Here is a 26,633-nt window from a genome sequence, read left to right on the forward strand (position 1 = left end):
CCCGATGTACATTGTTTAAAATATTACTATTAACCATAGAGATAGCGTGTATCAGAAAGCAAGGTGGAAAAGATGGATAAATTTGTGGTGGTTGATCTTGAAACAACAGGGCACTCACCATCCAGGAATGATAAAATAATTGAAGTCGGCATCGTTGTTATTGAAAATGGTGTGATTACAGATACCCGTACGACCTTATTGAATCCAAGTAAATCAATTCCACCATTTATTTCCAACTTGACTGGAATATCTGATAAGGACGTGGCAGGGGCCCCTTTATTTTATGAAAAAGCAGACAAAATCACCGAGTTATTTAAAGACAGTTACCTTATTGCTCATAATGTTTCATTCGACCTTGGCTTTCTTAATGCCGAGCTTGCGGCAAACGGCAAAGAGAGGCTGCAAAATCCTGTATTGGATACAGTCGAGTTAGCAAGAATTCTCTTTCCTAAAGCGCCAAGCTATAAACTGGGACAGCTTGCAGAATACTTGGATATTCACCACGAAGACCCTCATCGGGCACTTTCAGATGCATTTGTAACTGCTAAATTATTTTTGGAATTAAAGAAAAAACTGGAATCACTCCCATATGAGACGATTGATCAGCTATTGAAGCTCGAACGGCTTTTTATATCTGACATTCGAGACATATTATCAGACAGGTTGGATGAATTGGCTTTTACCACAGCAGAACAGAACGATATAACATCCTATCAAGGGATCGCTTTCAAAAAGACAGACGAATCAGTGAAAGAAAAGAATATAATGGAATCATCTTTTGGTGAATATTTGGATGGAATATACGAAAAAGGCGGTTCCATGCAACAGCGATTTACCAACTATGAGAAGCGTGCAGGACAGCGGGAAATGTCTGAAATCATTTACGACTCCTTTCAATCGTCAAGTCATGCATTGATTGAAGCTGAAACGGGCACAGGGAAGTCTCTGGCCTATTTGCTTCCGGCAGTATATGAAGCGGTAAAAAAGGAACAGAAGGTCATCATAAGCACGTACACGACTCAATTACAAAGCCAATTACTTGAAGAGGAAATTCCGTCCGTAAGAAAACTAACGGACATTTCCTTTAAAGTAGCATTGTTAAAAGGGAAAAGCCATTATATAAGTCTGGAAAAATTTGCACATGAATTGAATATTTCCCATTCAGACAATTATGATACGGCATTAACGAAAGCAATACTGCTCGTTTGGATCACGGAGACAGATACCGGAGATATTGATGAGGTACAGTTACCTACAAGCGGTTATTTCTTTTACAGAAAGATTTCTTCGGATACCGAGAGTAATGTAGATCCTCAGTCACCTTGGTTTTCCAGATCTTTTTACCAGAGAGCTAGAAGAAAAGCTCAAAAAGCGGATCTCATCATTACAAATCATGCATTACTTTGTACAGATATGTTTAATGACTACCAATTCTTACCGGGCTACGAAAAAGTGATTATTGACGAGGCACACCATTTTGAAGAAACTGCCTCACACCACTATGGTCTGAAAATGGATTATGTCAATATACAGTTTCTTTTTAACCAGATTGGACATTCGGATGATGGGAAAATGATTGGCAAGATTGTTGAAAACTATGGAATGACAGCGGAAGATATCCCAATTGAAAAATGGGATGATTTATTTGACAAAGCCAAATACGAAGTGGACGACTTATTCCAGACGCTTTATCAGTATGTTGTTGCACAGCACAAAAAAAGTAAATCATTAAGTGATATCGGTAGGCTTCAATACCGTTTTGCAGAAGATAAGGAAGATGACACAACCTGGCCGATTGTAAAGGAAATGTCCTCCAGAGTGACATTTTATTTAAGGGATCTTATCCATATCCTTGCACTCCTAGAAGAGCATCTGAACAAAGAGAAAAGACTGGACAAGCATGATAGGGAAGATTTGCTTTCCATGACAGGTATTTTCCAAAATTTCATTGACGGGTTTGAACAGTTATTTTTCCTGGATGGAAATGTACCCCAAGTAAAATGGATTGAAATCGATACAAAAGGAACGAAAAATGCTGTCTATTTATACAGTGAGCCAGCAGATATATCTGGATTGCTGGCCAGTGACTTCTTTCAGAGCAAAAAAAGCGTGATCATGACAAGTGCAACACTGACAATGAGAAATTCCTTTGAATTTATTCAAAAAAGACTTGGGTTGAGAGCAGAGAGGCTGATTACTAAAAAAATAGATTCACCATTTTCATACAACGACCAGGTTCAGTTACTGATCCCTAATGATTTTCCAGATATAAAATACGGAAATATGGATGATTTTATTTATGCAACGTGTGAAGCGATCATTTCCCTTGCCGAAATAACGAGAGGAAGAATGCTCGTTTTATTCACATCTTATGATATGCTGAAAAAATCTTACACATTATTAAAGGAAATTATCCATGATAATGAATTTATACTTATTGGGCAGGGCATAACGAGTGGAAGCAGATCCAGACTGAAAAAGAACTTCCAGACATTTGACCAGGCGATATTGCTCGGTACGAGTTCTTTTTGGGAAGGGGTCGATATTCCCGGGGAGGACCTCTCATGTCTGATGATTGTCAGACTTCCGTTCCAGCCACCGAACCATCCAGTTTTTGAAGCAAAATCACAATTAATGAAAGAGAATGGTAAAAATGCATTTATGGAATTATCATTACCAAATGCAGTGATTAAATTCAAGCAGGGATTTGGTCGGTTGATCCGCTCCTCAAGTGACAGAGGGATCGTCTTTGTCTGTGACGCACGAATCATAAAAACAAAATATGGAAAATATTTTACTGACTCCATTCCTGACGTGCCATTATCCTTTGATTCCACAAAAATGCTGTTAAATAAAGCAGAAGAATGGTTTTGAAAAATACGATTCAAACGGAAAAAACTACTGATGCAAAATGCTGCATCAGCAGTTAAGACAGATATGATGTGTGTGGGTCAGGGAAATTTTTGCCAAACTAATCAGAAAGCAGACGATACAATCATCCTTCTTTCATCCATTTGACTTATATTTATTATTTACATACTGTCACCAGCTATGTATAGTAAAAATTGATAAAACAAGAAGCACTAAAATTTGGAGGGAGGCAGATGAATATGTATAATGGAGAAATTATATTGTTTAAGCTCCAATATTCATCTCTTAGTGGACATATAATAATGGTGGATAAATTATATGCATAGTTCAAAATCCAATTGGTTATTATGGAGTTTTGTCAGCATCGTGGTAATTATTTTAGCTTGCAGCATCTATGCTGTATACTTATATAATGAAATTTACGGTAGCAAAACTGCAGAATTTGCGGAAACTTCCCGGCAGATTCTTAACCAGACCGCCATTACAGAAATTGAGAAGGTTGAGCAATATAATGGTTCCGAAGCTTACCATATTGTATTTGGTGAAAATGATGAGAATGAAGAGAAGCTGATTTTCTATCCTCTTGCAGGAAATGAAAAAGAGCTGACAACCATTGACAGAACAGAAATAATGTCAGAGGAAGCGATTTTGGACCAATGGCAAGCACAATGCAATGGATGCGAATTCATAAAAATCAATCCTGCATTGGAAAATGATGAACCTTTATGGGAAATAACGTATAATGATAATAATAATCGCTATGTAATGGATTATCTGTCCATTTACGACGGCTCCAGAGAAGAACAGTACCGGTTAAAAAAAATATTTAATTAAGAGAGGGGATTTAATAATGGATTTAGCACAACGAGTCAAAACGTTATCACCATCTTCAACTCTGGCAATAACTGCCAAAGCAAAAGAACTAAAACAGCAAGGATATGATGTCATTGGTCTGGGAGCAGGAGAACCAGATTTCAATACTCCTGATTACATATTGGAAGCAGCAAAAGAAGCCATGGACAATGGTCAGACAAAATACACTCCTGCCGGTGGAATTGTAGAACTCAAAAAAGCAATTGCTGCCAAGTTCGATAAGGACAACGGTCTGACTTACAGCAATGACCAGATAATAGTCACTACAGGGGCCAAACACGCTCTCTATACACTATTTCAAGTAATCCTGAATAAAGGGGATGAAGTAATCGTCCCAACACCTTATTGGGTCAGCTACCCTGAGCAAATCAAATTAGCAGAAGGAAACCCAGTCTTTGTCCATTCTTCCGAGCAAAATCACTTTAAATTGACTCCTGAAGAACTGGAAGCAGCAATTACAGACAAAACAAAAGCGGTTATTATCAATTCACCATCAAACCCAACCGGAATCATGTACAGCAAAGAAGAGCTGGAAAAACTCGGCGAGGTATGCCTGAAGCATGATATACTCATTGTTTCTGATGAAATTTACGAAAAGCTTATTTATACTGCGTCTCCACATGTTTCAATTGCAGCTCTGTCAGAAGCATTAAAGAAACAGACTGTAATAATCAATGGCGTATCAAAATCACATGCAATGACAGGTTGGAGAATAGGTTATGCAGCTGGAGCAGCAGAGATCATTAAAGCAATGACTAACCTGGCTTCACATTCTACCTCCAATCCGACGTCCATTGCTCAATATGCAGCATTGGCCGCATATGAAACAGAGGGAGAAACAACTGAAAATATCAAACAGATCTTCGCTGAAAGACTTGATTCATTTTACGATCTGATTCTTGATATTCCAGGTATCAGCTGTGTAAAACCGGAAGGGGCTTTCTATTTATTTCCCAATGTGATAGAAGCGGTAACCAATAATGGCTTCTCCACCGTTGATGAATGGGTGGCAGCATTACTGGAGGAAGAAAAAGTAGCGCTTGTTCCTGGATCAGGCTTTGGCTCTCCGGATAATGTCCGTTTATCTTATGCATTATCAATGGAAGAACTAACAGAAGCAGCAAAAAGGATCAAGCGATTCGTCGAAAATCACCAATCAAAGTAAGATGGAGGTAAATTCTTTATGAAAACAACCATATCACAGGCACCAAGATTAAATGAGCAAGAAGTAACGATTGGTGCATGGCTTGCCAATAAAAGATCCAGCGGTAAGATAGCTTTTCTTCAGCTCCGGGACGGTACGGGATTCATCCAAGGTGTTGTTGTTAAAAGTGAGGTATCCGAAGAAACTTTTAACCTTGCTAAAAACCTGACACAGGAATCTTCCATGTATATAACTGGAAAAATTGTTGAAGATACGCGTTCTGCATTTGGTTACGAAATACAGGTAAGTGACATTGAAGTAATCCATGAAGCAACAGATTATCCAATTACACCAAAAGAGCACGGCACCGAATTCTTAATGGATCACCGCCATTTATGGTTGCGTTCCAAAAAACAGCATGCTGTCATGAAGATACGCAATGAAATCATTCGTTCAACGTATCAATTTTTTAATGAAAATGATTTCGTTAAAATCGATCCACCGATTCTTACAGGATCTTCTGCAGAAGGCACAACAGAACTGTTCCATACGAAATACTTCGATGAAGAAGCATACCTGTCCCAAAGCGGACAATTATATATGGAAGCAGCTGCAATGGCCTTTGGAAAAGTTTTTTCGTTCGGACCGACATTCCGTGCTGAAAAATCCAAAACCCGCAGACATCTAATCGAATTTTGGATGATTGAACCAGAAATGGCTTTTGTAAACCATGAAGAGAGTCTGGAAATTCAGGAAAACTATGTGAGTTATATTGTTCAATCTGTATTGAACAATTGTAAACTGGAACTGGACATCCTTGAACGCGACACATCTAAACTGGAACAGATCAAAGCACCATTCCCTAGAATTTCATATGATGATGCAATTGAATTGTTAAAGGAAAAAGGTTTTGATGATATCGAATGGGGAGAGGACTTTGGTGCACCTCATGAGACAGCTATCGCAGAAAGCTTTGATAAGCCCGTATTTATAACCAACTATCCAGCCGAAATCAAAGCATTTTATATGAAACCAGACCCAAATAGATCAGATGTCGTATTATGTGCTGACCTGATTGCTCCGGAAGGCTATGGAGAAATCATCGGTGGGTCACAGCGTATCGATGATCTGGAATTAATGAAAGAACGATACGAACAGCATGGATTGAACGGTCCAGCTTATAAATGGTATTTGGAATTAAGACAATATGGGAGCGTGCCACATTCAGGATTTGGACTAGGTCTTGAAAGAACCGTAGCATGGCTCTCAGGTGTGGACCATGTGAGAGAAACCATCCCATTCCCAAGATTATTAAACCGCCTATATCCATAAGAGTTACAATTTTATTAAAATCCCTTGCAAATATGAAGCAAGGGATTTTAGTTTCCCGAAAATTATCATCTTTCATGCTATACTAAGATAGAGGTGCTGCAATCATGACAAAAAATATATCGATACAACAAATTCTCTTAGATCAGCTGCATATCCCGACAATTCTGCTCTCGAAATATAAATCATTGGGTCTCGATGAAAAAGAGGTAATGATTATCCTTCAGCTGCTTCGTTATTTGGGAGACAAGAATGATTTCCCTACACCTTACGACCTTTCCGAATGTGTAACGATGGATGAGCAGGAATGTGCGAATCTCCTTCGTAAATTAATGCAGAAAAGCATCCTTTCCATTGAACAGAAAGAAAATGAAAACCATCAGCTAAGTGAAGCATACAGCCTCGACCCGTTATGGGAAAAGCTGTTTACCGAAGAGGAAGAGGAAAAAGTCGAAGAACAGACAGTAGGTACCATATTTATTCTGTTTGAGCAGGAATTTGGCAGACCGTTATCCCCTTTTGAAATCGAAACAATCAATGTTTGGCTTGATGAAGATGAAATAGAGCCGTCGTTGATTAAGGCCGGTTTGAGAGAATCTGTACTTATGGGGAAGCTTAACTTCAAATATATTGATCGAATCCTGAGAGAATGGAAAAAGAAAGGGATTCATACCGTTGATCAGGCCCGCCAGGCAAGCAAGAATTTTCACAGCAGAAAACGTCCTAAAGAAGAGAAAACAGTAAAAAGAGACACATCCTTTTATTACAACTGGTTAGAAGGGGAAGATTAAACACATGCTAAACAGAAAGCAGATCCGACATTGCCTCGATGTGATGGCAGACATGTTTCCGGATGCCAAAGGCGAACTCGTACATTCCAATCCATTTGAACTTGTAATTGCTGTATTGCTGTCTGCACAATGTACAGACAAGCTTGTCAATAAAGTAACTGCCGACTTATTCAGGAAATATAAAAAACCTGAGGACTATCTGGAAGTGTCGCTCGAGGAACTGGAGAGTGACATAAAATCTATTGGACTCTACCGTACAAAAGCTAAAAACATAAAAAAGTTATGCACGGTTTTACTGGAAGATTATAATGGAGAAGTCCCACGTACGAAAGAGGAGCTCGTAAAGCTTGCAGGTGTAGGCAGGAAAACTGCCAATGTAGTCGCCTCCATTGCTTTTGACGAACCTGCTATAGCAGTTGATACACATGTGGAGCGTGTTTCCAAACGACTGGGAATTTCCAGATGGAAAGATTCTGTTGTTGAAGTTGAAGAAACACTTATGAGGAAAGTACCCAGGGATGAGTGGAGCGTTACACACCATCGAATGATTTTCTTTGGAAGGTATCATTGTAAAGCACGTAACCCGGAATGCCCGGAATGTCCTTTGCTTGATTTATGCAGGGAAGGGCAAAAACGAATGAAAAAAGCAAATACAAAGTAAAAGAGAGGTAAACGCGGATATCCGAGTTTACCTCTCTTTTGGTTACTGGCCTTCGTCTTCATCTTCATCCTCAGAATCAGTATCAGAGTCAGTGTCTGATCCTTCTTCTTCGTCTTCTTGGTCTTCATTACTATCATTTTCCGGATTTTCTTCGTCTTGGTTATTTTGGTCATTTTGGTTGCCATTACCATTATTACTGGTGCCATTGTTCCCGTTTCCGTTATTCCCGTTGTCATTGTCCTCATTTCCATTGCCATTGTTCTCATTCTCGTTGCTATCGTCAGCTTCTTCTTCAGGTACATCGACAGTCGTGCTTTGCGTCTGACCTCTTTCACCTTCATTATCGCCATTTTGGCCAATTGGCGTAACTTCTATATTGTAGCTTTGGCCAGGTGTTACACCACCAATTTCAATTCCCTCTGATTGTACTGTCTGCGTCTGTTCACCATTGACAGATACTTCAAAGGAAGCTGGTGGGCCATTGTAATTCCACGATACATCGATCAAGGAGCTGTCTGCAACATACCGTGCATTCAATCCACTTACAGGCGGTATATTTTCTTCCTCTTCCTCACCAGGAATGGTTATTGTTGTTGTAGCAGGTTCACTTGCCATCGATTCGCTTATGACGACTACCTGTATCTCATACTCCGTTCCCGGTTCAACTTCCGATATTTCCATTGATGTATCTTCGGTAGAAGAGAGGCTTCGCATTTGGCCGCCATCTATACTTGCACTGACTTCAAATTGGACGTCTTCATCAGTGTCATAGTTCCACTCGATTTGGACGGAATTGGAATCCTCCTCATAGGATGCCGACAACCCTGTAACCGGATCGAGCTCATCAAATTTTTCAGATGTTTCCGTCGGTTCGGTTCCTTTTACAAATAGCTCCGTAACAATCTCAGAAGAAGGGGTATATTCACTAGGAAGTGCAGGTGGGTTAGAACCTTTTTCCACTTTTACTTCGACCACCGAATCTGGTTTTTCCCAATCAGCAGATTCAATTCCTTCTGATATCTTAGACATTGTTTCCTTAAATAATGCCTTTGAAAGATTTGTATCTTTCAGTGGGGCGCGATTTTCATCTTCGTCAAAACCGGCTGTCCATGCAGAAATCGTATAATTCGTCGAATAACCGGCAAACCATGCATCAGGACTACCAGAGACATCCGGAAGATTTGTTGTTCCCGTTTTTCCGGCAATAGGTATTCCAGGGATGTTTGCTCCTGTACCGGTACCATCCGTCATAACTGTCTTTAGCATATCTGTTATCATATATGCGGTATAATCCGACATGACCGCTTCTGGTTCTGGAGTAAGATCAACTACTTTCCCATCTGGAAATTCTACTTTCGTTACAGCATATGGCTCATTATAAATTCCTTCATTTCCAAAAGCTCTATATGCTCCCGCCAGTTGAAGCGGGGTGACATTGGTACCTGTTCCGCCAATTGCATCACCTATCAGAATCTGATCATTAGCAAACTCATAACCGAGTCCTTCTGCAAATTCCTGAGCTTTTCCATATCCAACTTCTTCCAGCGTTTTAACAGTAGGAACATTCAATGATTGATTCATTGCATAACGTGCAGTGATCCAGCCACTATAGCTTCTGTTCCAGTTTCTGATTGGATTTTCCATTCCTGCACCTTGATATGGACCATCATCATTAATTTGATGATAGGTGGACATCTTGTTATATTCGATAGCAGGTCCATATGCCACAATTGGTTTTGCTGTCGATCCCGGTTGACTTCCACCTCTGATTGCGTGGTTATAGCCTCTGTTGCCTTCATTGTTTCTGCTTCCGCCAATGGCCTGGATAGCTCCTGTTTGCGTATCCAGCACAACCATTGCAGCTTTTGTCTCATCATCCGGATATTTTATCGGATTTTCTTCGCTGTCTGTCAATAAAAATTCAACATGCTCCTGTATACTTGTATCCAGAGTCGTGTAGATTTTCAGGCCGTCGGTGTTAATGTTGGCACCATCAACTTTTTCACTCACTTCATTTTCCACTTGTTGGATAAATGCTTCATATGGTGTCGGGTCTGGACGTGACTCAACAAGCAGGGAAGGGATATCCACTTCTCTTGCTTCATTCGCTTCAGCTTCAGTGATCTTTCCATGTCTTACCATTAACGTTAACACAGTGTTCATCCTTGATTCCGTCAACTCTGGATTTTGAAATGGGTTATAGGCAGTTGGCCGCTGTGGTAAACCAGCAAGTATGGCTGCTTCTGCCAACTCCAAATCATTTAAGTCTGTTTTCCCAAAATAGTTTTCGGCAGCCTGGGCAACCCCATAAGCGTTATTACCATAGAAAATGCCATTTAAATACATTTCCATAATTTCCTCTTTGGAATATTCACGTTCCAATTGTAATGCCAGCCAAGCTTCCTGTACTTTTAGACTGATTTTCTTATCTGGCGTCAGAAAAGCTCTCTCGACTACTTGCTGGGTGATTGTACTTGCACCTTGCGAACCAAATCCGTCAGTGATATTAGCAAGTACCGCTCCGCCGATTCTTCGGAAATCCACCCCTGGGTGTTCAAAAAACCTTGCATCCTCTGTTGCGGTAACCGCCTCGATCAGGATTGGCGGCAGATCCTCGTAGGTAACCTGTTTCCGTTGTTCATCACCGCTTAAATCAGCAAATTGATTGCCATCCTTATCATATAACGTGGATGAGAAGGGGACAGAGAGTTGAGACTCATCCAGCTCTGGGGCAGTTGCTATCCAATAGGCCCCGACAACTGCTCCTCCCACCCCTAAAGATAAAAAGACTATAAGAGCAGTTAATACTATTTTTTTCCATATTGGTTTCTTTTTTGTTTTTTTCTGTTTGCGTCTAGCTGTTCGACTCTGGCTGTTTTCTGCCATTGTTTCCTACCTCCGTCTCTAAAAATAAAGCTTATCTATGATGGATAAATAATCGACTCTTGTCTGATAGGTAAAGGGAATAACCTGACTTTCCTGTTTAAGTGTTTCATAGGAAATGGACTTTTTTCCTCCCTCTGATTTGTCGTTCCAGAACGTAAAAAGTTTCTCCGCTTCGAGAAAATAATTTTCGTCATATGCTGCAAAGCGAATGATCATAAAGCATAATCCTCCATGCTCGATGATTGATTTCATATGACTGATTTGGTGTTGATGGATGTTTGCTAAAGGAAAAGTCGTCTTGTTCTTTGTTTCCTTTGCCTCAAAATCGACATATTTACCTCGATACAAGCCATTGTAATCGGTAGTGGAAGCTTGTTTGAAATATGCCTCTGTAATAACGGCAGCACTACGCTGCGGATAATGCACTTTTACTATTTGTACGGGTGTCGGTTTTTTATGAATAACCGCCTTATTTGTATCCAAATAAAACTTGTTTGTAATATTTATATCTTCTTCAAGCGTCATTCCCCGGTTACTGAATATGTTATTTTCATTATTTCTAGATGTTTTCTGGACAGGTATTGTTTTCCTTTGTCCATTTGGATAATTCAAAAGATATTCCCTCCCAGCATAATACAGTATGATATCAGAAAAAATCGCAAATGATAACCTTTAACCACACTGCATCTTTTTATCACATCATCCCGAAAAGAAGGACGTGCTATGAAGTGAGTAATAAAAAATCGGATTACCTCCTTCATTATATAACAAATTCGGTAACATCACATAATGTTGACAACATCTCAAGGACAAAAGCCTATCAAAACTATTTTATTCGCCACCCTGAAATCAAATGGTCACTTGTTGCAAGTATCGTTTCCAGAAATGCCGGCTGGAACATGACTGATTTGTATCTGCCACCATTTCAAGGGTTATTAAGCAAAAAGGAACGAACCCGTTTGTTCATGACATATGAAAGGGCAAATTGGCTGATTTTTTCTGATGCCTATCCACAATTGCTTACCTACAGTGTTTCAAAGGAATACAATAAACCTTTCTTTCATTTATTACCTGAATTCGGTGTGTCAGCATTTATGACAGATGAATGGCATCGCTTCTGGAAATTAAAAGATATGGAACGACTTTTGACCTCTTTAATCATTAATGAACAAAATCTCATCCAATCACCGGTAATTGACCAATCCTTCTTCAAAACCCAAGTATTTGGATCCTTCCCATATATATTGCAAAACCTGCTGTTTATGAATGCCGTTCTGCTTCCTGATCGTAAGGGTAACCTGCATGGCGTTTTTGTACATGATTTCACAAACGTAGACAAGAGGATTGAAGCAGGAAAGAAAATTGCCGCCTTGCTCGACAGACAGGATATTCATGAAGGGATATTAGATTTCATGTTATCTGTCGAGCCAACGGGTTCCCGCCTGGAATATGAAGGTTTCATAAAATTAAACGTGCCAGTCAGCGCCAGTTTAAGAAATCTGTATCCGATCATAACCCATCAGGATATTATTCGAAATGATTGGTTTGAAAATAGGGGTATAAGAAAAAAATGGCAGCAAAAGGTGAAAGTTTCATCCAGAAAGGAAATCGGCAGATCATTTTATAACAAACGGAAATTACTGTTTGCCTATTATTATTTAAAGAGGTTATGCAAAAAGGATTTGCTGTAAAAAACAAATCCTTTTTGCATTAATAAAACAAGTAGCTTATACAGATGGACGATTTGGGCCATTTAGTTTTTTATCACCGGTTTTTAAGGATTTCGCTTTACGGTCTGGCTTGTTTTGTCGGTCTTTTTTCGACTGCTTCAAAAGAAACACCTCCTTTATTATAGTTTGTCTAATAATGGCCAAAAGATAAGTAGTTACACTAGTTTTGTATAATTAATTCTAGTTTTGTCGAAGGAGAAGGATAGTACCAGTGAGACAGCGAATTATTTATTTAACAAAATAAATAGCAGAGGTGATGAACATGACAGCAGCATTAAAAGACATGAAATTGGAAAAGAACGGTATCAGTAAAAATAAAGCGCAACACACACTTCAGGAAATGGCAGCACAGCTCCATCTAATTGATCAGAAACTAAAAATACATGTTGACCGAGAAGTGTGGATGCATTTTCAAAATGAAATTCACCAAATTGATTTTACGAAAACAACCATAAAGAAAATGATGGCTTAATCCAGATTAGATGCCTTTCATACGTAAAAATGATAAAGTAATATCAGGTAGGTTTCAATACAGTATAAAGGCGGAAATAGTCATGGATTTAAGGAAACAGACAGAACTGTTAAAAGAGCATCTGGCAAGTTTAAAAGAAATATTTGAGAAAAATTCCCCTCCCGAAAGTACAAAAGACCGGGATTTCTTTCTGATGGTGAAAAAGGATACGGATCCAATTTATCAGCTATTGGAAGAGTGGGAAGAAACGGCTTTAAGCGTAGTAAAGGAAAGAAAAGCAAACGTACATCCCCAACAGATAACTTCCACAAGGGAAAATATGGAGCTCGTATTGATGCATAGCTACTACGTTGATACAAGAAGAAAACGTTATATGGAATTGCATAATTCAATCCTTTATGTTTTTGATTTGCTCCTGGAGGATATATAGTATATAAAACCTATATCAGAGCTTTACAATAATTTGTGCTTTTCTTATAATTACCTGCACAACTATAAAAGGAATGAACTCGATGAAAACTGAAAAACTAATTGAAGAAGCAATAAAAATCAGAGATAGCGCATATGTCCCATACTCCAAATTTCAAGTCGGCGCGGCATTACTTACAAAATCAGGAAGGGTCTATACCGGGTGCAATATTGAAAATGCTGCATATCCCGTCAGTTGCTGTGCAGAGCGCGTTGCCATCTTTAAAGCCATCTCAGAAGGGGAAACTGAATTTCAGGAGCTTGCTGTGGCTGCAGATACCGCAAGAGCTGTACCTCCTTGTGGATCATGTCGCCAAGTAATGAGTGAGTTTTTCCCTAAAACAATGGTGATCCATCTAACCAATTTAAATAAAAACACAAAATCACTCACAATGGAAGAGCTGCTGCCATTTTCTTTTGATACGGACGATTTGCTTGGCAGCTGAATAGAGACAGGATCCAAACAAAAATATAATGCTTTCATGAAAATAGAATTTTCTTCAGATATTAAGATTCGTTAATATTAAGCAGGAGACAGATATTTTAGTTTCCCTTTTTATGATATAATAAAGATTAATATTGGTATTAAATTTTCATTTGGACAATAAACTTAAATTGACAATGGAAAAATAATAACGTAAATAGGAAATGTGAAGATTATGAGGTGATGAGATGAGTTTGAACCGCATTCAACTTAGCGGAAAAGATATTCTTGAGAAGGATTTTAAAACTGCTATGAGAGGATACAACCAGGAAGAGGTTGACGAATTTCTCGATGTTGTCATCCAGGATTATGACATATTCAAGCAGGAAATCGAACGTCTGCAGGCGGAAAACGAGAAATTGAGAAAGAATTCTGCAGAACAGCCAAGGACAAGAGCGCCACAGCCGAATACACAGGTTAATTATGATGTATTAAAACGCCTTTCCAATTTAGAAAAAGCTGTATTTGGCAAAAAGTTCGCTGATGCTGGGGAATAGGTGACGCAAAATTGCCAATTTCCTCCAGCCATTGATAACAGGACGTATTTGTGATATTATAATAAGACATTAATTAAATGCTCAAGTAATCGCTGCATGCAAATGCAGAGGAAAGTCCATGCTCACACAAACTGAGATGTTTGTAGTGTTCGTGCTTGATGAATTCATAAGTCAAGGTAGCTTATAGCTAACGGCAGAAGACATTCCTAAGTCTTTTGATATGGAATTATTCTTGAAAGTGCCACAGTGACGTAGCTGTAATGGAAACATTACAGGTGGAACGAGGTAAACCCCACGAGTGAGCAACCCAAATAATGGTAGGGGCATCCTTCAGTAGGGAATTCAACCGAACAAGGGACAGGTTATCAAACCTGTAGATAGATGATTACAACCGGCGTACGAGGTTTGACCACCGCTTGCAGTACAATGGTACAGAACATGGCTTATCGAGCATTTAATGGTCTATACGATGAATTGTAAAACCTTTTCTTTGTCAACAATGACAAAAGGAAAAGGTTTTTTATTTATGCTTTTTTCTAAAAGATTGGGACTCCGTTAACTTATCCCATAATTATTGGGTTATGTCGCAAAATATGTAAGATGTGAAGTAACTTATCTTTAATATATGTACTTCTGCTGCCGTCCGGGATCGCTACGGACAGTCGCGCACCTTAGGGCACGGCCTCAGCCCCGAAGAGAAAACCACTCTTCTGGTCTTCGGACACGTGCTTTTCCCGCAGGAGTCGACTGCCCGCCGCTCCCCCGAACTGGTAAAGCTGTATCATTAGATTTTGTTATTAAGGATGCAGTTTATTAACAGCAAACTTAACCAGCTCTGGGAAATACACGGAGACTTCTGCGGGAGCAGAGGCATAGGTGAGACAGCGCAGCGCTTTAGCGCAAGTTGGCTCACCAGCCGCCCGCGAAAAGCGCAGTGTATTTCCCAGAGCGGTCGCCGAAGTAACTTGCTTCCATTATTCGCGCCAAGCTCTAACACAAATAGTAGTTACGTCGCATTTTATATCAACTGTAATGCAGGCATATAAAGCAACTAGACTTACTAATAGCAAACTCGCACGTATCGGGGGTTCCTCTTTTGCAGGCTCAATTGTATATGGTAAACTAAAACTAATTTTAATCCGAAGGGAATAGTTCAATGCAGAAAGTAACATTAATAGCAACTGCTGCGATGGGTTTGGAGTCAGTTGTTGCACAAGAAGTTAAATCATTGGGATATGAAGTAACAGTAGATAATGGAAAAGTCATTTTTGAAGCGCCGATATCTGCAATTCCGCGTTGCAATTTGTGGCTGCGCACAGCTGACCGCATTAAGCTCGTAGTCGGACAGTTTAAAGCATTAACATTTGATGAGTTGTTTGAATCGACGAAAGCACTACCATGGGAACAGTATATCTCTGAAGACGGTCAATTTCCTGTATCCGGAAAATCGATTAAATCAAAGCTTTATAGTGTGTCGGATTGCCAGGCGATCGTAAAAAAGGCAATCGCTGAAAGATTAAAGCTCAAATATGGTCTGGCAAGTAAAATGCCTGAAACTGGAGCACTATACAAAACCGAAGTAGCCTTGTTGAAAGATGTGGTCACATTAACATTGGATACTTCTGGCGCAGGTCTTCATAAACGGGGATATCGCGTTGGACAAGGAGAGGCACCTTTAAAAGAAACACTGGCGGCTGCCCTTGTCATGCTTACAAACTGGAAGCCTGAATACCCATTTGTCGATCCTTTCTGCGGCTCGGGAACATTAGCCATAGAAGCAGCGTTAATCGGACAAAACATTGCACCTGGATTTAACCGAGAATTTGCTTCGGAAGACTGGACACTAATCAAAAGGAAATTATGGGATGAGGCATTTGAAGAAGCGGAGGACAAGGCCAACTATGATCAAAAGCTTGACATTACAGGTTCAGATATCGATCACAAGATGATTGAAATCGCGACAGACAATGCCATCGAAGCTGGACTCGGTGACCTTATTACATGGAAACAGATGCAAGTAAGTGATCTATTTATCCGCAGGGAAAATGGTTATTTAATTAGTAACCCTCCATATGGCCAGCGTATCGGCGATCAGGATATGGTCGCAAAAATGTACAGTGATTTAGGAAATATCATGAAAAATCACCCTTCCTGGAGCGTATATATTATCACAGCTTTCGAAGCTTTTGAGAAAAAATACGGTCAAAAGGCTACCAAAAAGCGAAAACTGTTCAATGGATTTATTGAAACCAATTACTATCAGTATTTTGGACAAAAAACCAAGGGGGAATAAGCTTTGGAAAACACTTATCTAAACGAGAAAGATTTTAGAGATTTATTAAATGAGCAAAATGCTTACCGTGAAGCATTAACACTTGCACAGTGGGATATGCGTACAAAAATTCCAAGAAAAGCAGTTGAACAAAGATCGGAAGTGATTGGTTTTCTTGCGGATAAGTTGAATCAGCTGGAAACATCCGAGAAAATGAAATTCTTTATTGATGTGTTAAAGGATCATACAAGTGATGAAATCATGCAGAAAATTGTTTTGGAATGTGAAGAGAAATATGAGCGAAATCGCAAAATACCTAATAACGAATACAAGGAATATGTAATGCTTCAGTCAAAATCGGAAGCAATATGGCAGGAAGCGAGGCAGAAAGCAGATTTTTCCCTATTCCAGCCATATCTGGAGAAATTGGTGGATTACAACAGGAAATTTGCTGAGTACTGGGGTTATGAAGATAATATTTACGATGCATTGCTACATAATTATGAACCAGGTATTACGACAAAGACATTGGATGATGTGTTCCCGAAATTAAGAAATTCACTGAGCAAACTGGTGGAAAAAGTGAATCATAGTAAAGATAAACCTGACCCATCGATACTTAAGGGTCATTTTCCTAAGCAAGATCAAAAGGCTTTTACGGTTGAGGTACTAAAGCAGATGGGCTATGATTTCGAATCTGGACGTCTTGATGATACGATCCATCCGTTTGCAATCAGTTTAAATCTAAACGATATTCGGATTACAACCAGATATGATGAAGAAGATTTTCGCATGGCTGTTTTTGGCACCATTCATGAGGGCGGACATGCATTATACGAGCAGAATATAAGCAAAAGGTTTGCAAATACACCACTTGCTACAGGTACCTCGATGGGGATTCATGAATCACAATCCTTATTCTGGGAAAACTTTGTAGGGCGAAGTAAATCATTTTGGAACAACCATTATGATCTGTTCAAGTCCCATGCTCCCGAGCAATTTCAAACCGTTGACAAGGAAGAATTTTACCGGGCAGTAAATGAGGTCAAGCCATCGTTTATTCGTATAGAAGCGGATGAACTGACATATCCGCTCCACATTATGATTCGTTTTGAACTGGAAAAAGCATTAATAAATAGTGAAATTGAAGTAAAAGACCTCCCTCATTTATGGAATGAAAAAATGGTGGATTATCTTGGGATTGAACCTCCTACCGATAGGGAAGGTGTATTACAGGATATCCACTGGGCAGGGGGAGATTTTGGATACTTTCCTTCCTATGCATTAGGTTATATGTATGCGGCACAATTTCACCATTATTTATCAAAAGACATGAACATGGACGGTATGATTGCATCCGGCAATTTCAGATCGGTAAATAAATGGATGACAGATCATATACATCAGTATGGAAAGTCAAAAAAACCATTGGAAATCATAAAAGATATAACAAGTGAACCATTAAATCCAGATTATCTTGTTAATTATTTAACTACTAAATATACAGATATATATAGATTATAATCGCGGGGGAAAATAACTGCAAAAGGTGATCGAATTGAGCAATATCTGTTCCATTGGACTGGGAATTCCCGAATTCACTATAGAACAGCAAAATATCAAAGAAATCGTCCAGGAAATATTCTCTTACTCTGATAAGCAAATAAACCGTCTATTACCTGTGTTCGACAATGCAGCAGTCAATAAAAGGCAGTTTGTCGTTGACCAATCCTGGTTTTTAAAAGAACATACTTTTAAAGAGAAAAATGACCTTTATCAGACAGCGGCTGAAAACTATTCCCTTGATGCAATAGATGACTGCCTAAAGAACAGCGATTTTCTGCAGGAAGATATCCCTTACGAAGCAATTGACATGATTATATTTGTATCCAGTTCAGGGATTGCAGCACCTTCTATGGATGTTCATCTTATGAATGCACGCCCATTTCGGCAGGATGTAAAGCGAATGCCCCTTTGGGGACTAGGATGTGCCGGGGGAGCGATTGGATTGGCGCGTGCACATGAATGGTTGACTGCTTACCCGGAGAAAACAGCCCTTATTGTGTGCTGTGAGCTTTGCAGTCTGACATTTCAAAAAGGGGACAGTAAGAAGAGTAACATGGTTGGTACTGCACTTTTTGGAGATGGGGTCAGTGCTGCGCTAGCTGTCGGGGACGAATCACCCTATCTAAAAAGCCGAAAAACTTCAACACCAAAAACAATCGCAGCCAGTTCCTATTTGAAACGTAATAGTGAAGATGTTATGGGATGGGATATCAATAATGATGGGTTTGAAGTAATCTTCAAAAAAAGTATTCCATCATTGGTAGACTCCTTTTGGAGGGAGCATGTCATGAAATTCTTTGAGGTAGAGGGACTCAAGTCGGACCACATTCATTCATTCGTTTCCCATCCAGGAGGAAGAAAAGTGATGGAGGCAATGGAGAATGTCCTCCAATGTTCTAAAGAAAAATTAAAGTTCTCTTACCAGGTATTGGCTGACCACGGTAACATGTCCTCTGCAACAGTTTTATATGTTTTACGTGAATGGATGAAAGAAACGATCCATCCAGGCGAAAAGAGTGTTCTCTCTGCGCTTGGTCCAGGTTTCAGTTCGGAATTATTGCTGTTGGAGTGGATGGAGTAATGACTTTATATATGTGGGTATTATTCATAATAATTATTTTCCAGCGTCTTATCGAACTAGTTATAGCCAGAAGAAATGAAAAATGGATGAAAGAGAGAGGTGCCATTGAAAGAGAGGCTGACCATTACAAATGGTTCATTATCATACACGTCCTTTTCTTTATCTTCATTTTAACGGAAACATTCTGGAGAGATAATTCAACATTACCGTTAAACTACACCTTATTGATTTTTTTCATTTTAACGCAGCTAGGGAGAGTTTGGTGTATTGCTTCGTTGGGAAAATTCTGGAATACCAAAATAATTATTCTGCCTGGAGAACAGCTAGTAAGCAAGGGTCCCTATAAATATGTTAAACACCCCAATTATATTATTGTAGGTCTGGAACTATTTATCATACCACTGCTTTTTGGAGCAATAATAACTGCAGTCATATTTCCATTGCTTCATATTTTATTGCTTACTGTAAGAATTCCAGCAGAAGAACGTGCATTAAATGATGTCCTCTCAAACTCAAAAAGGGAAGAGACTGGTGATTAACCTGTTTCTTCCCTTTTTACAGCAGCTAAAAAGGCATGGAATACTTTCGTATCTGCATATGTCTAATCATGAGTTACCAATCGGCCAATCGAATGGCGGTGATCCTGGTGGTGAGTTTTGGATAATGTCCACAAATGGGATCGTATAGGCAAACAAGATTAATGCTACGGTTATTGCCACCCATAGTTTCCAATTCTCAAGCCACATTGGAGTTGCTGGTGCATTTTCTTCTTCCTCGGCGATCGGAAATTCCTCTTCGCCTTTAGGTGAGAAGAAGGTCAGTTTAATAAAGATATAAACCATAAGGGTAATGCCAATAAACAGGATCGTACCACCAATTGCCTGAGCCATTTGGTATGCTCCCCATTCGACAGCCTGCTCAGAACCACCATAATCGGAGTAAGCAGAACGTCTTGGTGCACCTAACAGACCTTGGATATGCATGGCACCTGACATGATCGTCATACCAATCGTCCAAACAAACGTTTGAATGATTCCAAGGCGATTGACTTCTTTTGTCAATGTTCTTCCTGTCAAGTGCGGGACAAGCCAGTAAGTAATTCCGAAAAATGTCAGGATTACCGTGGTAGCTACCGTTAAATGAAAGTGACCTGTTACCCAAATGGTATTATGGACGACTGCGTTCATTTGGTGGGAAGCATTAATAATACCTCCAGCGCCACCTGGAATAAATGCCAGCATACCAATAAACGGTGCAAGGAAACGTACATCTTTCCATGGCAAATGTTTCAACCAGCCGAATAATCCTCCAAATCCTTTTTTGCGTCCAGTAATTTCAAATGTTGCAAACATTGAGAATGCGGTCATCAGACTAGGAATAACAACCATAAATGTCAGAACGACCTGTATAAATTTCCATGTTGGATCAATACCCGGTTCTGTCAGCTGATGGTGAAAACCGACAGGAATCGAGAAAAACAGGAATAACACAAACGATAATCTTGCCAATGAATCACTGAAAATCTTGCCACCAATAATTTTCGGGATGATTGCATACCATGCCATATAAGCAGGGAGCAGCCAGAAATATACCAAAGGGTGGCCAAAGTACCAGAATAACGTCCTGCTGACCAATACATTAATTGTTTCTGCATAGCCAAGAGACCAGGGGATAAACTGTACGAGTACCGCGACAGCCACCCCAATGGAAGCGATAAACCACATAATCATATTAATCGTTACCATAAATGCCAATAGAGGGGACTTTTCGCCCGGATGGTCTTTTTTCCAAACGTATAATTGTCTCCAGTTTACAAACCCTGCAATCCAGCTTCCCACTACAACAAGAGCCAAGCCAATATAAAATGCCGGATGTGCCTTTAAAGGAGCATAGAACGTATATAAAACACTCGCCTTACCTACAAGAATGGTAGCTGCCGTCATAGCAGTCCCAATAGTCATTACCCAGAAAGCAAGCCAGGATACTTTCCGTTGCTTAGCTGACATACCAACTGTCTTTCCCATTAATGCATACTGAAAACCAAGAATGAAGAATGTAGTAAGTACTAGAGCGAGAACAACCCCATGTAATGTTAAAATCTGATAATAACCAATTCCCCATGGCAGTGTAAAACTGCCTGATCTGACCAGCACTTGCAGAAGACCCATTAACCCGCCAATAAATAATGAAATAAATGCTACATAAATAAATGACATATACAGGTTTGCTTCTTTTTTTTCGATAGGCAATGGTAATCTTGAATTATTTTCAAACACATCTAATTTTGGTATGGCCATTATTCATACACCTCCACAGTGGCGAACATCATGTGATGTCCGACACCACAATATTCATTACATAAAAGAGTGAATTCACCTGATTGTTTCATCTCAACTTCCATACTGCTGATAAATCCTGGTTCGACCATCATATTTACATTTGTGCCAGCAATGTTAAAGCCATGAACAACATCTGGTGTCACTACTTGAAAAAGTACAGTAGACCCTTTTGGTATTTTTATGTTCTTAACGGCATTACCGTCTTCATCGACACCAAGATCATAATTGAAGGCGGTTGCCACAACATTCACAATATACTTATCGTCATCCACTTTCGTCAGACCCAGATTTTCAGGCTGAAAGGCTTCTTCGGCTTCGATATTTGCAGGATCAATTGTTATGCCATGGCTTTGTGGATGAGTTCCGAGATAAAAGGCTCCGAATCCAAGTATAACTAAAAATAATGCTAATGCTCCAACACCAGACAGAAGCCATAACTTTTCAAACTTGTGTAAATGCATCGATTACCACTCCTTAACATTCATTTTTTATCTTGAAATAAATAATGCAAATACTGCAAACCAGCTGATGACAATTACCAATCCCAACACCCCGACGGAAATCAATGTCCCTTTTAAACTCGGCTCACGGTTTGACCCGCTATAATTTCTCTCACCGCTTTTCATTCGTCTCACCCCTTCGTAAAAGTATCAGGTATCCTATGTTTTTATCATACACAATATAATTGTAGAAATAGTGGCAATTGGAAACGATTCACAATTTGTTCAATAATGCACAAAACAGTCTGTATATAGGTTTTACTAACTTTTAAGTATAAAAAGTTTGTGAAATATGTATGAATTATTTGCATATTCCATTGACAAATAAAGGAAATATGCCATCAAATATACACGTATATTTGATTTAGCGAGGGGAGGCGGGAAGAGAGGAGGGGTGGACAATTTAACGGAAAGAACAAAAGCGCAAGCGCCTTGATCACCCCCGACAAGCTTAAGTAGAAACTACCAGTGGCGTTCTTTGCCACAGGTAGTTTCTACTTAAGACCTCGAGGGGGTAGGCGCTGGAGCTAGACGTGGCTGTTTATGTGTAAGAATTAATTGCTGCCAAAATTTATACTTTCTTTACTCACGAAAAAAAGCGGAAATCCAGGTAGATTTCCGCTCCGCTTATATGTTCACGCTTATCTTTTTACAACGTTTGCAGCTTGTGGGCCACGTTCACCATCAACGATTTCAAAGGAGACTTCCTGACCTTCTTCCAAAGATTTAAAACCCTCTTCCTGGATTGCTGAATAATGTACAAATACATCATTTCCTTCTTCCAATTGAATGAATCCATAGCCTTTTTCAGCGTTAAACCATTTTACTACTCCGTTTTCCATGTAACTTTTCCTCCTAAATAATTCCACGTAAAACGCGTGTTAATACAAAGTCGAGAAACGGAATATTAAAAAAAGGCAGCTTCTATAGAAGTGCGGGATCACTATTACATCCACTTCTATAGAAGCTGCCTCTGTCATTAATGATTCCGTACATCTTCTTCTTTGCTTGGTATTAATATAGCTTATTCAGAAATCACAGTCAAGGAAATGGGCTCATTTTTACCTCAATAAACTATTTTTTACAAATTATTAATCAAATCGACAAATCCATGAACATTTGTAAAAAAAATTTTTCGCAGGTTATACTTAATAGTAGGACCGAATAAAGGAGCATAAAAATGAAAACAGACATTGAGATTGCACAGCAGTCAAAGCTGAAACCCATTTCAGAAATTGCAAAAGCATTGGATTTAGCTCCTGAAGACTATGAGCTTTACGGCAATTCAAAAGCAAAGCTATCTGAACAATTAATCGGCAAGTTAAGAAACAGACCGAATGGTAAAATAATTCTTGTGACTTCAATCAATCCAACACCTGCCGGGGAAGGAAAATCTACAGTCACAGTCGGGCTGGGACAAGCATTATATAAATTAGGAGAAAAAGCTGTTATCACTTTACGCGAACCATCCTTGGGGCCAGTAATGGGATTAAAAGGGGGAGCGGCTGGTGGAGGGTATTCCCAAGTGCTTCCAATGGAGGAAATCAATCTCCATTTTACTGGCGACCTCCATGCAATTACAAGTGCCAATAACCTGCTTTCTGCAATGATCGATAATCATATCCATCAGGGGAATGTATTAAATATCGATCCAAGAAGAATTGAATGGAAGCGCGTAATGGATGTAAATGATCGTGCATTAAGACAAGTTGTCACAGGCTTAGGTGGACCGCTGCATGGAATACCAAGAGAAGATGGCTTCAATATTACAGCAGCTTCCGAATTAATGGCTGTTTTATGTCTGGCAAATAGTCTGGAGGATTTAAAAGCAAGAATTTCAAGAATCGTAATCGGCTATACATATGAAGAGAGACCTGTAACCGTAAAAGATCTTGAAGTTGAAGGGGCAATAACATTGCTTTTAAAAGATTCCATCAAGCCTAACCTTGTGCAAACGACCGAAAATACTCCAGCCATTATTCACGGAGGGCCATTTGCTAACATTGCCCACGGATGTAATAGTATTATTGCTACAAAAACAGCTGCCAAATTAGGTGATTATGTGATTACGGAAGCAGGATTTGGGGCAGATTTAGGCGCTGAGAAGTTTCTCGATATAAAAACATTGGCAGGTGATTTCGAGACAGATGCGGTTGTAATCGTCGCGACTGTAAGAGCATTAAAAATGCATGGTGGTGTCTCAAAACAGGATCTAGATACTGAAAATGCAGAAGCATTAAAATCTGGCATGGAACATCTCCATAAACATATTGAAACAATCCAGCATTTTGGCTTACCGTATATAATAGCCATCAATAAGTTTCCTGCAGATACAGAAGCTGAAACAAATTTCATTCAGGCCTGGTGCGAATCAAGAGGAATAGAAGTTGCACTAACAGATGTCTGGGCTAGAGGAGGAGAGGGTGGTCTGGAACTGGCAAGCAAAGTAATACAGACTTCAACGGAAACCTTCAAACGACTCTATGATTTGGATGATACCCTGGAAACCAAGATCAGAAAGGTAGCTCAACTTGTTTATGGTGCAGATGATATTGAACTTTCACCTGCAGCAAAAAAACAGGTCCTATTTTTTGAGGTCCAAGGTTGGGGAAAGCTGCCTATCTGCATGGCTAAAACGCAATACTCCTTATCGGACAATCCGAAACGATTAGGCAGGCCGAGCGGATTTACCATAAACATCAGAGAGCTGAAAGCCTCCATCGGGGCGGGATTTATCGTTGTCTTTACAGGTGATGTGATGACAATGCCTGGTCTGCCGGAAAAACCTGCCTCTAAACAGATTGATGTATCAGAAGACGGAACGATTAAGGGGTTATTTTAAGATGAAAGAAAAACAGTTGTCTAGTATCCGGGAATATGCAATGCAACTATTCGGTGACGATGCAACGGGCCATGACTATTTTCATATGGAGCGGGTAGCTAGGATGGCAAAACAGATTGCAGAAGCAGAAAAGGCAAATCCATTTATTTGTGAAGCAGCAGGTTGGCTCCATGATGTTGGTGATCAAAAACTTTTCAGCGATCCAAATAAAGCTATAGAAAATATGCGTCTATTTTTAACCTCAATATTATTGACCGATAAGGAAATTGTCTTGATAGAAAGAATTATCAAAGCTGTTTCCTTCAGCAAGGGAGAGGTACCAGATCAATTGGAGGGGAAAATCGTACAGGATTCCGACCGCCTGGATGCTATAGGTGCAATTGGAATTGCCAGGACATTTGCTTACGGTGGAGCGAATAATCAACTGATTCACCATCCAGAGCATACTGCGACATCGATACAGCACTTTTTTGATAAGTTATTAAAACTTAAACAATTGATGAATACAAATACTGCCAAAGAAATTGCGGAAGAGCGCCATCAATTTACGGAAATCTATCTGAAGCAATTTTTCCGTGAATGGAATTAAGCATTTATTATGAAAACAAGCAAGGTGCTGTTACACTTGCTTGTTTTTATCTTACCCGCCCTGCACCTAAATAACGTTCTTTCCAATAGGTGTTATCCAATTCACTGATTTCGACACCTCGTGAAGAGCCAGCATGTATGAATTTTCCATCTCCTACATAAATTCCTGCATGGGATGGACCAGGAGTGTAAGTTGTAAAAAACACAAGATCACCAACCGATGGAGAATCTACAGGATTACTGAAATTCCATAAATCACTTACAGTTCTTGGAAGTACAATATTTTGATGTTGAAAAACATACTGGATGAATCCGCTGCAATCAAAACCAGAAGGGGAAGTGCCCCCATAGACATACGGTGTGCCTACTAAAGAGCGTGCCGACTGAATGACATCCGTATTGTTTGCAGTAACTTCTATCTCTTTTGTGACAATCGGCACTTCCTCTTGTAAGTCATTTGGGGCTTTCTCCGGTAAACTGTCTGATGCCTCATCTTCTGCAATCTCGGAATGGATCAATTGTTCCGGTTTCTCCTCAGATGGATTTTCTGCGATGATTACCGGGTACAGCGTATCCAATAGTTCTTTCGTATCTTCTTTTGTCAATACCAGGTCAAGGTCCTCTTCAGCTTCTTTCAATGCCTCATAAGTGATGGGTCCATATTTCCCATCAATTCCCCCTTCATAATAACCAAAATAACCCAATGCTTCCTGGACATTTTCAACTTTCTCGTTATTTATTCCTGGTTCAATAACCTCTGCATATTTCACCAATTGTCTGATTCGTATTTTTCTTTCAGATTCTATTATTTCGGATAATGTTTTCCTTTCCGATGGACCTTCAATTTCCAAATGGTGACTGTCCTGGAATTTGTTTATTGCATGTTCCGTAATTACAGCAAAATGGGCAGGGTTTTGTTCTTCAAAGTAGGTCAGCATATTTAGTTTTTTGTATAAAAGACGATCTGCTTCCTCATGATATACGGAATTTATTTGTTCGCTTTCAGTCATTATTTTGCCAATTTCCGGTGAGACAGTCCCAAAACCCACAAGCGGCTGACTTAGCACATAACTGCACAGAAGCGACTGTTTCAATACATTTTCCATCGTTCCATTTACCATGAAAAAATTCCTCCCTAAACTTGCTTTTGCTCTATACTAGAATTATGGGGGAAAACCGTTCATATGAATTACGGTTATATTACGAATCTGTTATAATAAATAATACTCATATTTAAAT

At 39.5% G+C, this 26,633-nt stretch carries 25 protein-coding genes and 1 other RNA gene; 18 read left to right on the forward strand and 8 right to left on the reverse strand.

The features are described 5' to 3' along the window. Window positions 1-72: 72 nt before the first annotated feature. The 6 genes from dinG to nth all read left to right on the forward strand — a co-directional run bounded on the left by dinG (window position 73) and on the right by nth (window position 7,669). Window positions 73-2,874, forward strand: coding sequence for an ATP-dependent DNA helicase DinG (gene dinG, locus A4245_RS02925; protein WP_067725499.1), 2,802 nt, complete (start codon window positions 73-75; stop codon window positions 2,872-2,874). Window positions 2,875-3,189: 315 nt separating this feature from the next. Next, entirely contained in the window at window positions 3,190-3,705 is a 516-nt protein-coding gene (locus A4245_RS02930) for a cell wall elongation regulator TseB-like domain-containing protein (RefSeq protein ID WP_067725503.1), read from the forward strand. Between the two features lie 16 nt (window positions 3,706-3,721). Beyond that, window positions 3,722-4,909 carry a pyridoxal phosphate-dependent aminotransferase gene (locus tag A4245_RS02935; protein ID WP_067725505.1) on the forward strand — a complete coding sequence of 396 codons (1,188 nt, stop codon included), beginning with the start codon at window positions 3,722-3,724 and terminating at the stop codon, window positions 4,907-4,909. Window positions 4,910-4,927: 18 nt separating this feature from the next. Next, window positions 4,928-6,220 (forward strand): asparagine--tRNA ligase, encoded by a 1,293-nt coding sequence (gene asnS / locus A4245_RS02940; RefSeq protein ID WP_067725507.1) that lies wholly within the window; start codon window positions 4,928-4,930, stop codon window positions 6,218-6,220. A 104-nt stretch (window positions 6,221-6,324) separates the two neighbouring features. After that, on the forward strand, window positions 6,325-7,008 hold the full coding sequence (locus A4245_RS02945) for a DnaD domain-containing protein (RefSeq protein WP_067725508.1): 684 nt from the start codon (window positions 6,325-6,327) through the stop codon (window positions 7,006-7,008). A 4-nt stretch (window positions 7,009-7,012) separates the two neighbouring features. After that, window positions 7,013-7,669 (forward strand): endonuclease III, encoded by a 657-nt coding sequence (gene nth / locus A4245_RS02950; protein WP_067725509.1) that lies wholly within the window; start codon window positions 7,013-7,015, stop codon window positions 7,667-7,669. A 42-nt stretch (window positions 7,670-7,711) separates the two neighbouring features. Here the strand turns inward: nth and A4245_RS02955 are convergent, their stop codons facing one another. Then, a complete protein-coding gene (locus A4245_RS02955) occupies window positions 7,712-10,555 on the reverse strand; it encodes a penicillin-binding protein 1A (RefSeq protein WP_067725512.1) in 2,844 nt (947 codons plus the stop codon). 18 nt (window positions 10,556-10,573) lie between these two features. Next, the gene (gene recU / locus A4245_RS02960; protein ID WP_067725513.1) at window positions 10,574-11,167 is read right to left on the reverse strand and encodes a Holliday junction resolvase RecU; all 594 of its coding nucleotides are present in this window, start codon (window positions 11,165-11,167) and stop codon (window positions 10,574-10,576) included. 116 nt (window positions 11,168-11,283) lie between these two features. Here recU and A4245_RS02965 point away from each other — a divergent pair, with 116 nt between their 5' ends. Further along, window positions 11,284-12,246 carry a DUF2515 family protein gene (locus tag A4245_RS02965; protein WP_067725514.1) on the forward strand — a complete coding sequence of 321 codons (963 nt, stop codon included), beginning with the start codon at window positions 11,284-11,286 and terminating at the stop codon, window positions 12,244-12,246. Window positions 12,247-12,282: 36 nt separating this feature from the next. Here the strand turns inward: A4245_RS02965 and A4245_RS20000 are convergent, their stop codons facing one another. Beyond that, complete coding sequence (locus A4245_RS20000; RefSeq protein ID WP_157087642.1) at window positions 12,283-12,387, reverse strand: spore protein; 105 nt, start codon at window positions 12,385-12,387, stop codon at window positions 12,283-12,285. A gap of 160 nt (window positions 12,388-12,547) precedes the next feature. Between A4245_RS20000 and A4245_RS02970 the strand changes: the two genes are divergently transcribed. The 9 genes from A4245_RS02970 to A4245_RS03010 all read left to right on the forward strand — a co-directional run bounded on the left by A4245_RS02970 (window position 12,548) and on the right by A4245_RS03010 (window position 19,664). After that, a complete protein-coding gene (locus A4245_RS02970; RefSeq protein ID WP_067725515.1) occupies window positions 12,548-12,757 on the forward strand; it encodes a hypothetical protein in 210 nt (69 codons plus the stop codon). An 82-nt stretch (window positions 12,758-12,839) separates the two neighbouring features. After that, on the forward strand, window positions 12,840-13,187 hold the full coding sequence (locus A4245_RS02975) for a YppE family protein (protein ID WP_067725518.1): 348 nt from the start codon (window positions 12,840-12,842) through the stop codon (window positions 13,185-13,187). Window positions 13,188-13,269: 82 nt separating this feature from the next. After that, a complete protein-coding gene (locus A4245_RS02980) occupies window positions 13,270-13,671 on the forward strand; it encodes a cytidine deaminase (protein WP_067725520.1) in 402 nt (133 codons plus the stop codon). 226 nt (window positions 13,672-13,897) lie between these two features. Continuing rightward, on the forward strand, window positions 13,898-14,206 hold the full coding sequence (gene gpsB, locus A4245_RS02985; protein ID WP_067725522.1) for a cell division regulator GpsB: 309 nt from the start codon (window positions 13,898-13,900) through the stop codon (window positions 14,204-14,206). A 77-nt stretch (window positions 14,207-14,283) separates the two neighbouring features. Then, window positions 14,284-14,657, forward strand: an RNA gene (rnpB, locus tag A4245_RS02990) — RNase P RNA component class B. A 705-nt stretch (window positions 14,658-15,362) separates the two neighbouring features. Continuing rightward, window positions 15,363-16,499 carry a THUMP domain-containing class I SAM-dependent RNA methyltransferase gene (locus tag A4245_RS02995; protein ID WP_067725524.1) on the forward strand — a complete coding sequence of 379 codons (1,137 nt, stop codon included), beginning with the start codon at window positions 15,363-15,365 and terminating at the stop codon, window positions 16,497-16,499. Between the two features lie 3 nt (window positions 16,500-16,502). Next, window positions 16,503-18,002: a carboxypeptidase M32 gene (locus A4245_RS03000; RefSeq protein ID WP_067725526.1), complete on the forward strand. Its 1,500-nt coding sequence runs from the start codon at window positions 16,503-16,505 to the stop codon at window positions 18,000-18,002. Window positions 18,003-18,027: 25 nt separating this feature from the next. Then, window positions 18,028-19,125, forward strand: a complete 1,098-nt coding sequence (locus A4245_RS03005) for a type III polyketide synthase (protein WP_234402334.1) — start codon at window positions 18,028-18,030, stop codon at window positions 19,123-19,125. After that, on the forward strand, window positions 19,125-19,664 hold the full coding sequence (locus A4245_RS03010; RefSeq protein ID WP_067725530.1) for an isoprenylcysteine carboxyl methyltransferase family protein: 540 nt from the start codon (window positions 19,125-19,127) through the stop codon (window positions 19,662-19,664). The genes A4245_RS03005 and A4245_RS03010 overlap by 1 nt, the downstream gene beginning before the upstream one ends. Window positions 19,665-19,730: 66 nt before the next feature. Here A4245_RS03010 and A4245_RS03015 read toward each other — a convergent pair whose 3' ends face one another. The 4 genes from A4245_RS03015 to A4245_RS03025 form a co-directional block, all read right to left on the reverse strand. Next, window positions 19,731-21,422, reverse strand: coding sequence for a b(o/a)3-type cytochrome-c oxidase subunit 1 (locus tag A4245_RS03015; RefSeq protein WP_067725533.1), 1,692 nt, complete (start codon window positions 21,420-21,422; stop codon window positions 19,731-19,733). Continuing rightward, window positions 21,422-21,925 carry a cupredoxin domain-containing protein gene (locus A4245_RS03020; protein WP_067725534.1) on the reverse strand — a complete coding sequence of 168 codons (504 nt, stop codon included), beginning with the start codon at window positions 21,923-21,925 and terminating at the stop codon, window positions 21,422-21,424. The genes A4245_RS03015 and A4245_RS03020 overlap by 1 nt, the downstream gene beginning before the upstream one ends. Window positions 21,926-21,952: 27 nt before the next feature. Continuing rightward, window positions 21,953-22,090 carry a cytochrome c oxidase subunit 2A gene (locus tag A4245_RS19555; RefSeq protein ID WP_084268641.1) on the reverse strand — a complete coding sequence of 46 codons (138 nt, stop codon included), beginning with the start codon at window positions 22,088-22,090 and terminating at the stop codon, window positions 21,953-21,955. Window positions 22,091-22,605: 515 nt separating this feature from the next. Continuing rightward, window positions 22,606-22,806 carry a cold-shock protein gene (locus A4245_RS03025; RefSeq protein ID WP_067725536.1) on the reverse strand — a complete coding sequence of 67 codons (201 nt, stop codon included), beginning with the start codon at window positions 22,804-22,806 and terminating at the stop codon, window positions 22,606-22,608. A gap of 338 nt (window positions 22,807-23,144) precedes the next feature. On the opposite strand from A4245_RS03025, the gene A4245_RS03030 reads away from it, so the two are divergent. Together A4245_RS03030 and A4245_RS03035 are read left to right on the forward strand one after the other, a co-directional pair. Next, complete coding sequence (locus A4245_RS03030) at window positions 23,145-24,806, forward strand: formate--tetrahydrofolate ligase (RefSeq protein ID WP_067725538.1); 1,662 nt, start codon at window positions 23,145-23,147, stop codon at window positions 24,804-24,806. A 1-nt stretch (window position 24,807) separates the two neighbouring features. After that, a complete protein-coding gene (locus A4245_RS03035) occupies window positions 24,808-25,395 on the forward strand; it encodes an HD domain-containing protein (RefSeq protein ID WP_067725540.1) in 588 nt (195 codons plus the stop codon). 46 nt (window positions 25,396-25,441) lie between these two features. Here A4245_RS03035 and A4245_RS20520 read toward each other — a convergent pair whose 3' ends face one another. After that, window positions 25,442-26,515: a C40 family peptidase gene (locus tag A4245_RS20520; protein WP_067725541.1), complete on the reverse strand. Its 1,074-nt coding sequence runs from the start codon at window positions 26,513-26,515 to the stop codon at window positions 25,442-25,444. Between the last annotated feature and the right edge of the window lie 118 nt (window positions 26,516-26,633).

The sequence above is a fragment of the Oceanobacillus damuensis genome, assembly GCF_001618145.1.
GTDB classification, from domain to species: domain Bacteria; phylum Bacillota; class Bacilli; order Bacillales; family Amphibacillaceae; genus Oceanobacillus; species Oceanobacillus damuensis.